The sequence below is a fragment of the Burkholderia cepacia complex sp. TUM26381 genome, assembly GCF_057439935.1.
Window position 1 is genome coordinate 497,281 of record NZ_CM172007.1, and the last position, 12,363, is coordinate 509,643.

Sequence of the window (12,363 nt, forward strand, 5' to 3'; positions counted from 1 at the left end):
TGCTGACGCCGAGGCGTCAGCGCAGCAGCCCGTCGTCGTGCGCCATCATCAGCGCGCGCATCGCGGACCACATCCCGTAGTAATGCACGATGTAGCTGCTCTCGCGGCGGAACAGCCAGGGCGTGTTGAAGCTGACGAGATCGGCCACGCCTTCGCCGTTCAGTTGGCCGTCGCGCTCCATCGCGCGGATGAAATGCAACTGGTCGCCATCGCTGGCATAGACGCTCGACCGGTCGTGCAGCGCGGCGATCGTCGCCATCAGATCGCGCAGCATCGTGTCGTTGCGTTCGGTGCGGCGGAACGCCATCACGCCCGAATTGAACGCCCACTGGCCGATGTCCTGCGCGAGCAGCCAGTCGCGGCCTTCGAGCAGCGGCTCAAGCGGTTGCTGCTGGTTCGCGATCAGCACGTCCGCATCGAGCCACACGACCCATTCGTGATGCTGCAGGTACGCATGCAGCAGCCACGGCTTGAACCAGTTGCCCGTCGCGTTCAGCCCGATCTCGGCGGGAATGTCGCGATGCACGTAGAGCGTGTAGCCGTGCGCATCGCAGTAGCGCCGGAAATTCCGTTCGGCGACGCGTGCATAGCTGCCGATGTTCGGCGTGTAGAGCATCATCACCGCGATCGGGCGGCCGGGGTTGTACGTGCTGCGCTCGTCGGCTTCGTCCGGCGTGGCCACCGCATCGTGATCGAACGAGAACATCGGCCGGCCGGCGGCGCGGCATCGGTTGACGTACGCGACGAGCGTGTCGCGGAAACGCGGCGTCGCGCCTTTCCGGTCGGGATCGCGCGGCGTGTCGTCGATGCTGATCGCGAACGTCGGGGCGCGGCTCCACATCGGATCGAGGTCGGGGCCGGCCGGCATGACCGCGTACAGCCCGTCGATCAATGCCGTGTAGCGATGCGTGTCGAGATCCGCGAACAGCGCGGCCTCCGACGTCAGTCTTGGCTCGCTGCCTAGCTTGCAGCGTTGCACGAGCCGCATCGCGATTGCACGCACGTCCGGCGTGTTGCGCCAGATCTGCACGTCGACCTGCGGCAGCGGCGGCGCGAGCGCGTCGACCAGCAGCAGGTCGCGCCCGGCCATCAGGCAATCGAGGGCGACGGGTTCGATGATCGCCGCGTCTTCGCCGAGCAGCAGCACGAGTTCGCCGGGCTGTGCGCCGCGCAGCACGTGCAGCAGCGATTCATAGCGATGCAGCGGCCGCAACGGCAGCACCTGCGGCATCGCGGACGCATCGACGATCTCGTGACGATAGCCGTGAAGCTGTGCGTACCGGCGATGATTCTCGAGGCTGGCGGGCGCGTGCTGGCCGAAATGGCTGAGGACGATCATCGCGCGCTCCGGACGCCGGGAAGCGGCCTGCGCCGCACGCGTTCGCGAATGCTCTCCATGCTCCAGAGGCCGAGGCAGCGATCGGACATCGGCACGGTGCCGAGGTCGCCTCCGTAGACGATGCATTCGTTGCTGCCTTCGACGATCAGCGTCAGTGGCGGGGCGAGATCGAACGGCGGCATTTCGAGGTTGATCGGCGTCCACTGGCCGGTCGCGATTTCCGCGTTGCGCGGATAGCTGCGATAGATGAAGGTCGTGGTCAGCAGGTAGCGCGCGTTCGTCGCGGCGAAACGCTCGAATGCGCGGAATACGTCCGCGTGGGAAAAGTGGAACAGGCAGTCGCGGCAGAGGATCAGATCGGCGTCCGGCAACGGATCCTGCAATAGGTCGAGATGCACGAACCGGCGGTTCGGCGCGGCCCACGTCGCCTGGTTGCCCGCCACGAGGTTCTGCACGATATCGGCGCCGATGTAGTCGATGCCGTCGAGGTCGACATGGCGCATCCAGTTGAAATCGCCGCACGGCGCATCGAGCATCGAACGCACGCCGAAGCGGTGCAGCAATCCGGGCAGCTCACGAATGATCTGCGCGGTGTTTTTCAGCTCCGAACCCCACCCGGACACGCTTTCTTCCGAGTGCCACCCCTGTTCGTCGTGGATTGTCTGGAAGACTTGCGCGGCATCGTGTTTCATTCTTTCAGCCTTTCTTTGAATCGTGGTGCGGCGTGGTCGTTCGTTGCCCGCTCGAATGCCCCGAAAACACCGGCCGCCGGGCGATGCAGCGGGTGGCACGAGTATCGCATAACGGTCTGGCGGATCGGCCTGTCCGGGCCGCGCGCTGACCATCCCTGACAGTGTGCGGCCGGCGCTCCGCTAGAATGCCGGGCTGGCCGTCGCCGCTTGACGCGGGCGGCGCTTCGCGCGCTACACTGCGCCATGCCATTCCCATCCAACCTTCCATCCCGCCGACGATGACGTCTCCTGTCCTGAACGGCCTGCGCATCGGTATCACGATCGGATTGCGTGCCCCCGACGAAAGCCTGTGGATCAACGGCATCAAGCAGAACGCGCTGTTCCTCGCGAAGCTGCTGATGGCGTCGCCGCACGGTTACCGCGTGACGCTGGTCAACACGACCGACGTGCCGCTGACCGACGCATTGCCATGGGATCGCAACGTGTACGACACGCGTGCGTTCGCCGACATGAAGGATGCGCTCGACGTGGTGATCGAGCTCGGCGGGCAGATCGACGGCGAGCAGACGGCCTACCTGAAAGCGCGCGGCGCGAAGCTCGTCAGCTATTGCTGCGGCGTCGAGTACATCAATGCGATGGAGTCGATGCTGTTCGGCCGCCGGCTGTGGGATTCGCTGTTCATCAACCGCGGCTACGACGAGGTGTGGGCGATTCCGCAGATCGCGCCGTCGTCGCTGCCGTTCCTGCAGTCGCTGCGCCGCTGCCCGGGGCGCGTCGTGCCGTTCGTGTGGGATCCGATGTTCCTGAGCGCCCGCGCACAGTCGCTGCCCGAGCGCGGCGAATACCGGCCGCGCAGCGAGCCCGGCAAGCGGCTGACCGTGATGGAGCCGAACCACAACGTCGTGAAGTTCTGCGTGTATCCGATGCTGATCATCGACGAAGCGTATCGGCGCGACCCCGACGCGATCTGCTTCACGCACGTGACGAACGCCGATCGCCTCGCGCACGACAGCGCCGAGTTCGTGATGCTGATGAATTACCTCGACATCGTGCGCGCGGGCAAGGCGAGCTTCGTCGGTCGCTTCGACACGCCGCTGTTCCTGGCCGACCTGACCGACATCGTCGTGTCGCACCAATGGTCGAACCCGCTGAACTATTTCTATTTCGACGTGTGCTGGCAGGGCTATCCGCTCGTGCACAACGCGAGCCTGGCCCCCGATCTCGGCTATTACTATCCGGACAACGACGTGCAGCAGGGCGCCGACGCGCTGCTGCGCGCGCTGCATACGCACGACGACGACTGGGAAGCGTATACGCGGCGCCAGCGCGAGATTCTCGGTCGTTACACGTCGGCGAATCCGGCGCTCGTCGCCGAATACGACGCGCTGCTCGCGAATCTGGTCGGCGCGACGTCCGCATAAGGCCCGATTTATCTGCGGCGCACATCGATTGCACCGCCGGCAGCCATCGGGGTTGTCCCGCCCTAATGTCTGACGAAATAATGCCGTTAAAAAAAGAAACCGCCGAACCCGATCGGTTCGACGGTTTTCGAAGGCACGAAATTGACGGCTCCGAGGGAAGTCCGTCGGAATTAATTTTATAGGTTAACAAGTCTTGAAGATTGTTAAAAATGTTTCAATCGATAATCTTCATATAATTGGAATTGCTATTATTGATTCAACGATACTTGATTCCGTTTCGGAATTTAATAATATCGTTTGAAACGTGAAAATTGAATGCTGCAATGATCGAATGAGGTGCGGCGGCAGGTTTTCAGCGGGTGGCGGTTCGTGCAGAGGCCGGTGTTTCAAGGCGAGACAACGGGCATGGCTGACGTTCGGCGGGGCAGTATTTATCTGATCAATCGGAAATTTCCCGATTTGTGGGATCGGCGTATCGCGGAAAATTCGTTTCGGATAAAACTGTTTAGAAGAGAAAGATAAACATTTTCGATTTTGGGGTTCTGTAATTTGCGTTGTGTAACCTGTCGCACTGTCGGCACGGCGTGCGCATGGTGTATTTCCAGTAACCGAATATCGTTGAAAATATCGAATTTGACGGCGCGCCGAAGCGAAAAGTACGCTCCCCGGAAAAAATCGACATAACAGGATGGGCCGGGTAGGCGGCGGAGCGCGTCATGGTCGGCTCGCTCCGCATGTGTATTGAGGTCGAGCCGTCGTTGGCGGCTCGCCATTTGCCGGAGCGCCGGATGAATGCGGTCGAAGCTCGCCAGGAGGCGAATCGGGAAGCGAATCGCGACGAAATCGATCTCGTGTTCGGCTCGCCCGACGATCACCCCGACCTTGCGTCGGTACGCAGTTTCGTGGAAAGCCGGCTCGGATTCGCGCGCGAGCCCGTGTGCCGGTCCGACTTGTCGGGCGGCGTGCTGTACCAGGAATGCCTGGCGCGGTTGCGGTGGGGCGAGAGCGGGGCGCTGCCGCCGCTGACGTTCCTGCCGCGCCTCGAGGCACTCGGGTTGATGCGGTGGTTCGACCGGCTGGTGGTCAGCCGGACGATCGACGCGCTGCGGGCCGATCCGGCGGCCGTGTTCGGTTGCAACGTCGCGGCGGTGAGCGCGGTCGTCGACGACGCGTGGCTGGCGATTTTCAGGCGGCTCGAGCGTGAGCCGTCGGTCGCGGCGCGGCTGGTGGTCGAGATCACGGAGACGGGGCCGCTGAATCCCGTCGCGGGCCGGTCGTTCGTGAACCGCTTCCGGCAGGCGGGATGCCGGATCGCGATCGACGATTTCGGTGTCGGTTTCAGTGCATTGAACAATCTGGTGGTCGGCAATCCCGACATCGTGAAGCTCGACCGGTCGATCCTGTCGATGGTCAAGCGCAACGCGATCGGGCGCTACCAGTTTCGCAGGCTGATCGCGTTTGCGCATGAAGGTGCGCGGCACGTCGTCGTCGAAGGCGTGGAGAGCGAGATCGACCGGCAGATCATCGTGGATGCCGGCGTCGCGTGGGCGCAGGGCATCCGCTTTACATGGCGGTCGCCGGCCGCAGCCTGATGGCGCGGGAACGGCGGGGCGGCGCGCGGGATGCGCGCCGGTGGCGGGACGCATCGCAAAGGGGCGTGGGCATGGCGGGGACGAAGGCCGGAGGCGGTACGGGCACGCAGGCGACCGAGGCGCGCGACCTCGTCGCGATCGCCGAGCTGGCCGACATGCTGTGGCAGCTGGGCGCCGAATCGACCGATACGCCGATCGACGTCGCGGCCTATCTCGACGGCCTGAAAACCGTCGCGCGCCGCATTCAGCGAATGCATCCGCTCGACGCGGGCGGCCGCGAACTGGCGGCCCGGCACTATTACGCGGGCGTCATCGCCGGCGCGTGCGGCGACGATTCGGCGATCGCGCGCGGCGTATCCGACAGTCTCGTCAGGCAATCCGGCGGCGCAGGTCGGCTGGCGGCCCGCTGTTTCGCCGTGCTCGGCCGTGTGGGGCGGCGGCACGGCCGTGTGTTCGCCGCGCAAAGCGGCGACCGGGTGCTGGTCTAGGGCCTGTTCGCGCAGCCCGTCAAGTCGATCGATCCGTGCCGAAACCGCCGAGCACGAGCGCCATCGCGCGGTCGATCGCATCGTCCCACTGGCCGACGTGCGCGGCGCGCACGATCCGGATGCCGGGGTAGAGCGCGGTGCGCGAACCGGTTTCCCAGCGTGCGTCCGCTTTCGGGCTGAGCAGCAGCACGGCCGGCACGCCGAGCGCGCCGGCGAGGTGGATGTGCGCGGTGCAGGTGGTCACCACGGCGTCCATTGCAAGCATCAGCCCCGCCAGATCGCTGAAATCGCCGATCGCTTGATGCGGGAAGGTGACCGGCAGGTCCGATTGCTCGGACTGCGCGGACAGGTCGCGGTTGAGGCAGTACGCGGCGTAGCCGTGCATCCGGGCAAGCGGCGCGAAGTCGCGCAGGCTGGCCGCGCGATGGAAGCGCGCGTCGCTTTCGTCGCGCCCGCGCCAGTTGAGCCCGATGCGGCGCGTGCCGGGCGTATGGCCGTCGCGCGACACGCGCTCGCGCCATGCGTCCGCATGCGCGGGCGGGCACGTCAGGTAGGCGGCCGGCACGCCTTCCGGCGTCGGCGCGTAGCCGAACTGCGCGGCGAGCATCAGGAACGAGCACCAGTAGTCGTGCGCGATCTGCGACGTGTCGACCCACGCGCCGTGCGCGCCGATGAATTCGATGCGCGGGAACGTCTGGCGCAGCAGGCCCGTCAGCGCGTCGGGCACGACGACGGTCACGCTGGCGCAGCCGAGCGCGTCGAGCGCATGCAGGTAGCGCGCGTACTGAAGCTGGTCGCCGACGCCGCCGTAGCTGAGCACGAGCAGCCGCTTGCCATGCAACGGCTGGCCCAGGTAGAGCTGCGCTGTCGGCAGCCCGAACTGTGCGGCCGTCAGCACGTTTTCACTGGCGATGGTGGCGCGCGCGGCTTCGTCGCGCCGGCCGGCGCGCAGCAGCAGCGCCGAGCGCGCCAGTTCGATGCGCCCGCGCGCGGCATCGGGCAGCGCGGCCGGATCGCCGAAATGGTCGAGCGCCGCGAGCCCGGCCTCGGGCGCACCGGCGAAGCCGTAGCATGACGCCAGCTGCAGCGCGATCGCTTCGTCGTCGAGCCCGCGGCCGCGCGCGCGTTGCCAGCGATCGATCGCGTGTCCCCACTCGCCGCGCGATTCGTGGTCGAGCGCGCGGTTCCAGTTCGTTTCCGGCGCGTCGGCATCCGCGGGCGCGGCCGCCGCGGCATCTGCGCCGTTTTCGGCCGTCGATCCGACGGTGAGCGGCTCGCCCGAGATCAGCAGTCGCTGCCTGTCCCAGCGCGGGTTCGGCACGCACAGCATGTTCAGCCCGTCGATCCGGTAGAACGTGTAGTCGAGACCGGCGAACGTGTCGATGATCGGCGCTTCGCCGACTTTCCAGTATTCGATCCAGCACCACGGCAGATGCGTTTCGATCAGTTGGCGCGCGCCATGCAGCGCGTCGATTTCCATCCCTTCGATGTCGAGCTTCAGGAAATCCAGCCGCGGCAGGCCGAGCGAATCGAGCCTGACGACCGGCGTCGGCGTGCCGCCCGACGCTTGCGTGTCGACGAGCGAAACCTGCCCGAAGTCGGCATCCTGACCGTAATCGACGTCGGGCACCTTCATCGTGCCGTTGGCGGCCGCAAGCCCCATGTTCAGCAGATGGAGATTGTCGAGCTGGTTGAGCGCGACGGTGCCGCCGAGCGCGTGGAACAGCGTGCGTTGCGGCTCGAACGCATAGACGCGGCCGCCGCGCTCGCGCAGCCGGTGCGCGACCGGCACGCACACGAGCCCTGCGTTCGCACCGCCGTCCACTGCGATTGCACCGTCGGGCAATTGATCGATCACGTGCAGGATCGTGTCGAGTTCGCCCTGGATATGCGGCCGGCCTGTCTTGATCAGCGCCTCCGCCTGCAGGGCGCAATGCCGGTTGATGACGAACGGGCCGTGGATCGAATCGATCACGACGAAATTGCGGACGGTCTGATTCATGGGCGGGGGCGTGTGCGAAGGTGGTCAGCCAAGCGAGCGGTCGGCGAACAGGTGCTGGATCTGCGCGGAATACGCGTGGACGTTGTGTTCGGCGAGCGTGTCGACCTGGTGCAGGCAGCGGCGGGCAGCTGCCGCGTAGTCGTCGAGCCGCGCGTCGTGCGTCTGCGCGGCGGTCGCGATCGCGCGCGCCGCATCGAAGATCTCGAAGTCCGGATAGTAATAGCCGACGTCGCGCAGGAACGGCGAGTTGTGCACGAGCGGGTAGTTGCCGTACAGCGCGTCGTACAGCAGGTAGTTGAGGCCGTTTTCCCAGTGGTGCGACACGACGATGTCGGTGTGATGCGCGGCCCACGCGATGAACGGGGCGCGCACGTCGGCGGTTGCCTTGCCGTCGCGCACCATCTCGAGCCCGAGCGCGAGATGCTTGAAGGCGACGTTCTCCTTCTTGTCGAACGTGTTGGTCATGTACACGTGCTCGACGAGCTCAGGGTGCTCGACGTAGCACGCGTTCGCGGCGAGCATCGGCACGATCGCGCTCTTCACGACGTTCAGGTTCGGTTCGAAGAACGCGATGCGTTTGGCCGGCCCGTGATTGCGGTAACCGAAGCGCGCCTTCAGCTCGGGATCGGCGTCGAGGCTGCGCTCGATGAAATACGGCGACCAGATGTGCGGCAGCTCGATCACCGGTGCACGATACACGGCCTGGAAATAGGCCGCGCACGTGTGCATGTGCTGCGGGTTGGTCCAGATTTCGTCGAACTGCACGCGGTGCGGGTTCGGCCGCCAGTTGTTCTTCTCGAAGTTGATCGTCTCGACCGCGATCACGTAATCGTTGCCGAAGCGGTACGACACGCATTTGCCGCCGCGCTGGCGCACGACGTCCGTGTGCGACGGATCGATGAACGCGTTCATCTCGATCAGCAGGTCGGTCTGGTGGACGACGTCCGACAGCGGCCGCAGCGCGTCGCCGAACGCGTCCAGCATCATCGCCGGCGGATACTCGGTGATGCCGTTGTCGTGCGCGAGCCAGACTTCCCCGATCAGCGGCGACTGCTTCAGCAGCATGTACAGGTACACGCAGTGCTGGTTCGCGCCGTTGTACCAGATCGACTGCGTCGCGTCGCGCTGCACGTTCATCGTTATCGCGACATTGAGTTTCATCGGATCGGCTCCGTGGGGTGGGCGGCGCGCGTTATTGCGCGAAATTCTGCGACTGGCGCGACACATAGCCCGTCAGGCGCCAGCGACCGTCGCCTTCGAGGCGGAAGCTCGGCTTCTCGAACACCGTGGCGCTGCTCGTCAGCGTCGTCGCGTAGTCGACGTTCGCGATCGAAGCGACGGCGCAGCCGATCGGCCATTTGGCGCGGGCGAGGGGCGGGCGGGCGTTCATGTCCGAATCCGGAGAGGGCTGCGCGTCACGCGTCGCGATAGAGGGAGGCGATTGCGTCGGTGTAGGCCGCGACGTTCTCGGGGTTGTAGATGCTGACCGAGTCGAGCACGTGTTTCGACTGCTCGCGGTACGCGTCGAGATTCGCATCGTGTTCGGTGAACGCCTGCAGCAGCGCACGGCCGCCTGCCTGGCAGTCGAAGTCCGGATAGAAATATCCGGCCTTGCCGAGGAACGGCGAGTTGTGGATCAGCGGATAGTCGCCGTACAGCAGCTCGTAGTACAGGTAGTTCTGCGCGTTCTCCCACGTGTGCGACACCACCGCATCGCCGTATGCGGCCATGAACTCGTACACCGCATAGCGGCTTTCGAACGTCGTGATGCCGTGTTCGACGATGTCGAGGCTCTTCGCGAAGTGGATGAACGTCGTGTGATCCTTCAGGTGGATCGTGTTGCACACGCGCACGAACTCGAGGAATCCCGGATTCGCGCGGTAGGCCTCCTCCGTGACCAGCATCGGGATGATGCTGGTCTTCACCATGCAGATGTTCGGCTCGAACATCGTCACGCGCCAGCGCGGCTTGCCGGGCTGATAACCGAACGTCAGGCCGGCGCCGAGCGTTGCGCGGGCCTTGTCGAACAGCATCGGATGCCAGATGTGCGGGACGATCGTGACGGGCGCGCGCAGGCCGGTCTGGTAATAGTGCAGGCACGAGCGCTCGAACTCGGGAATCGTCCACACCGCATCGTACGGCGCCCCCGAGAACAGGAAGCCCGACGGCTTGTTGAACATCGCGCGTTCGATGTCGATCACGTAGTCGTTGCCGACCCGCATCGTGACGACCTTGCCGCCGCGTTCGCGGAAGGCGCGCAGGTAATCGGCGCCGAACTGCGCGCTCATTTCGATCAGCACGTCGCAGCGTTCCAGCGCTTCGTCCATCGACAGCAGCGGCACGTTCCACTCGCCGAGCATCATCTGCGGATCGGCGACCTGCTCGCCGCCGTTCACCATCACGGCTTCCGCGACGAGCGGCGACTGGCGCAGCAGCAGGATCAGCAGCAGGCAGTTCTGGAAAATGCCGTTTTCCCACAGCGACTGGCCGGCGCCGCGGACGAACAGCGACACGCCGACGACGAGACGCTTGCCCTCGCCGGGCGCTTGACGGGCATTGGAGTCCGACATGCGTATTCTCCGGTTCAGGCGACCAGACGCGAGACGAACGCGTCGAGGTTCGCGGGGTTGTCGATCGAGACCGACTGCAGCAGCCGGCCCGCTTTCGCGCGGTAGTCGTCGAGGCGTTCGTCGTGATGCAGCCACGCTTCGAGCAGTGCGCGGCCGCCGGCGGCCGAGTCGAAGTCCGGGTAGTAATAGCCGGCGTCGCCGAGCAGCGTCGAGTTGTGGATCAGCGGATAGCCGCCGTACAGCACGTCGTAATACAGATAGTTCTGCCCGTTTTCCCAGTGGTGCGACACGACCGCATCCGCGTGACGCGCCATGAAGCCGGGCAGGTCGATGCGCGGCTCGAACGTCGCCTTGTGCTGGCGCACCAGATCGAGGCTGTTCGCGAAGTGCACGAAAGTCGGATGTTCCTTCATGTGCATCGAGTTGACCACGAACATGTGCTGCACCGCATCCGGCCGCGCGCGGTAGAACTCGTCGCACGCGAGCATCGGGTAGTGGCAGGACTTGGCGACCGAGATATTCGGCTCGAGCATCGCGAGGTGCCACGGACGGCGGCCCGGCCGATAGCCGAACGTCGCGCCTTCGCCGGCGAGCGCGGCCACGCGGCGCTCGAGGAAGTACGGCGACCAGATGTGCGGCATCAGGTGGACGGGGGCGCGCAGGATCGTTTGCAGCATCGGGGCGGCGGTCTTGTCGTATTGCGGCAGCAGCCACACTTCGTCGAACGGGGCGCCGTTGAACACGTGTCCCGACGGTTTCCCGAAGATCGGCGTTTCGCACAGACCCGCATAGACGTGCCCGCAGAAGAACGCGGCGGTCTTCTTGCCGAGCGCCTTCATGTGTCTGAGCCATTCGACCGGCAATTGCGCGCCCATTTCGATCACGACGTCGAGTTCGTGCGTGACATCGGAGGGTTTCACGAGCGGGATGTCGAGGCCGTCGAGTTCGAGGCCGGCCGGCAGCGCGTTGGCGTCGCCGCCGTTCAGGAAATAGACGGGGCCGACGCGATCCGAGCGCTTGAGCATCATCGCGAGGAACGCGATGTTCTGGTGAATGCCGTTTTCCCAGATCGCCTGGCCGTCGCGCGCAAACAGCGAGATGCCGACCGCCGGCCGTTGCTTGCGGGTGCCGCCCGCGGCGGCTTCATTGATGTCCGTCACCGGTTGGTTTCCTCTGCGGCGTCGTGCGTCCGGGCATCGCGTCGAGCGTCTGGCCCGGAAGCGGCGCGCCGTGGATTGTCATGGTTGGATTCGCGCCGGAGCGCCGCGGCGGGCGAATCGGGCGACGTGATTCGCGAGGGCGGCAGCCGGATTCCGGCGTGTCGCCGGGCACGCCTGGCACGGCGCGCGAGCCGGGCAGGCTGCACCGGCGACTGTCTGCGGCGATTGTGGCATGGAAACCGCCGGTTTTGGCAGGACGTGACGAACTTTGACATAGCCGCCGGCCAACGGGAACGGGCGCCGGCGAAGCGGCGCCCGGTTGTCCGGCGGAATTCCGGCGCGGCACGGGCGGCCTGCCGGAGGGGGCGGCCGCAGGCGCGGCCGCCGGTGGCTCAGTGCTGCAGCCGGATTTCGACGCGGCGGTTGCTGGCGCGGCCTTCCGGCGTGTCGTTCGACGCGACCGGATCGGCCTTGCCGCGGCCTGAAACCGTGATCGAGTCAGTCTTCAGACCGTGCGCCTTCAGGTACGCGGCGACGGACTCGGCGCGGCGTTTCGACAGCGCGAGGTTGTAGTCGTCGCTGCCCACCGAATCCGTAAAGCCGGTGACCGTCACTTGAGAGTACGTATGGTCGGCGCGCTCGCTCAGCAGACGGTCGAGCGATTCGCGTGCGGTCGGCGTGAGCGTCGCGTGGTCGGTGGCGAACAGCGCGTCGCCCGACAGGTTCACCTGTTCGACGACCGCGGCGGCCGGTGCGGCGGCCGAGGCCGCTTCGGCGGGCGCCGCGCCGCACTGGAAGACCAGCGTCGCGGGATCGGATTTGTCGCGCAGCGCGCGGGCCGAGTCGACGGCGCGCACGGGCTGGTCGCCGCAGATCTTGCGGGCGGCCTTCATGCAGGTCTGCGGGCCCGACAGCAGGCCGTGGCAGTCCACCTGGAAGGTGCGCACGCCATCGCGCGGCTGCAGTTCGGAGGCGCTGAAGGTCGGGCCGGATGCGGTCGAGCACGCGGCGAGGGCCGTTGCGGAAAGCGCGAGCGCAAGAGCGAGTTTGTTCACGGTGACGTCCTTAAAGCTTGGGTTGACCGAGGCCCGCCACGCGG

The 12,363-nt window shown here is 65.8% G+C and carries 10 protein-coding genes and 1 pseudogene; 3 read left to right on the plus strand and 8 right to left on the minus strand.

Annotated features, from left to right (window positions below; translation table 11 throughout):
* Window positions 1-16: 16 nt before the first annotated feature.
* Window positions 17-1,339 (minus strand): glycosyltransferase family protein, encoded by a 1,323-nt coding sequence (locus tag ACWMMN_RS19060; RefSeq protein WP_486423788.1) that lies wholly within the window; start codon window positions 1,337-1,339, stop codon window positions 17-19.
* Window positions 1,336-2,031, minus strand: a complete 696-nt coding sequence (locus tag ACWMMN_RS19065; RefSeq protein WP_486423789.1) for a class I SAM-dependent methyltransferase — start codon at window positions 2,029-2,031, stop codon at window positions 1,336-1,338. The genes ACWMMN_RS19060 and ACWMMN_RS19065 overlap by 4 nt, the downstream gene beginning before the upstream one ends.
* A 278-nt stretch (window positions 2,032-2,309) precedes the next feature.
* Between ACWMMN_RS19065 and ACWMMN_RS19070 the strand changes: the two genes are divergently transcribed.
* The 3 genes from ACWMMN_RS19070 (at window position 2,310) to ACWMMN_RS19080 (ending at window position 5,532) form a co-directional block, all read left to right on the plus strand.
* Window positions 2,310-3,452, plus strand: coding sequence for a DUF2827 domain-containing protein (locus ACWMMN_RS19070; RefSeq protein ID WP_059239011.1), 1,143 nt, complete (start codon window positions 2,310-2,312; stop codon window positions 3,450-3,452).
* 788 nt (window positions 3,453-4,240) lie between these two features.
* On the plus strand, window positions 4,241-5,044 hold the full coding sequence (locus tag ACWMMN_RS19075) for an EAL domain-containing protein (protein WP_059239013.1): 804 nt from the start codon (window positions 4,241-4,243) through the stop codon (window positions 5,042-5,044).
* 71 nt (window positions 5,045-5,115) lie between these two features.
* Window positions 5,116-5,532: a hypothetical protein gene (locus tag ACWMMN_RS19080; protein ID WP_342706012.1), complete on the plus strand. Its 417-nt coding sequence runs from the start codon at window positions 5,116-5,118 to the stop codon at window positions 5,530-5,532.
* 19 nt (window positions 5,533-5,551) lie between these two features.
* Here ACWMMN_RS19080 and ACWMMN_RS19085 read toward each other — a convergent pair whose 3' ends face one another.
* The 6 genes and pseudogenes from ACWMMN_RS19085 to ACWMMN_RS19110 all read right to left on the minus strand — a co-directional run bounded on the left by ACWMMN_RS19085 (window position 5,552) and on the right by ACWMMN_RS19110 (window position 12,319).
* Window positions 5,552-7,534, minus strand: coding sequence for an FkbM family methyltransferase (locus ACWMMN_RS19085; protein WP_174994176.1), 1,983 nt, complete (start codon window positions 7,532-7,534; stop codon window positions 5,552-5,554).
* 24 nt (window positions 7,535-7,558) lie between these two features.
* Window positions 7,559-8,695, minus strand: a complete 1,137-nt coding sequence (locus tag ACWMMN_RS19090; protein ID WP_059239017.1) for a DUF2827 family protein — start codon at window positions 8,693-8,695, stop codon at window positions 7,559-7,561.
* 31 nt (window positions 8,696-8,726) lie between these two features.
* A pseudogene (locus tag ACWMMN_RS19095) lies at window positions 8,727-8,861 on the minus strand (DUF4019 domain-containing protein); the annotation flags it as partial.
* An 88-nt stretch (window positions 8,862-8,949) separates the two neighbouring features.
* On the minus strand, window positions 8,950-10,104 hold the full coding sequence (locus ACWMMN_RS19100) for a DUF2827 domain-containing protein (RefSeq protein WP_059239022.1): 1,155 nt from the start codon (window positions 10,102-10,104) through the stop codon (window positions 8,950-8,952).
* Between the two features lie 14 nt (window positions 10,105-10,118).
* Window positions 10,119-11,264, minus strand: coding sequence for a DUF2827 domain-containing protein (locus ACWMMN_RS19105; protein WP_174994173.1), 1,146 nt, complete (start codon window positions 11,262-11,264; stop codon window positions 10,119-10,121).
* Window positions 11,265-11,656: 392 nt separating this feature from the next.
* Complete coding sequence (locus ACWMMN_RS19110) at window positions 11,657-12,319, minus strand: OmpA family protein (RefSeq protein ID WP_059239026.1); 663 nt, start codon at window positions 12,317-12,319, stop codon at window positions 11,657-11,659.
* Between the last annotated feature and the right edge of the window lie 44 nt (window positions 12,320-12,363).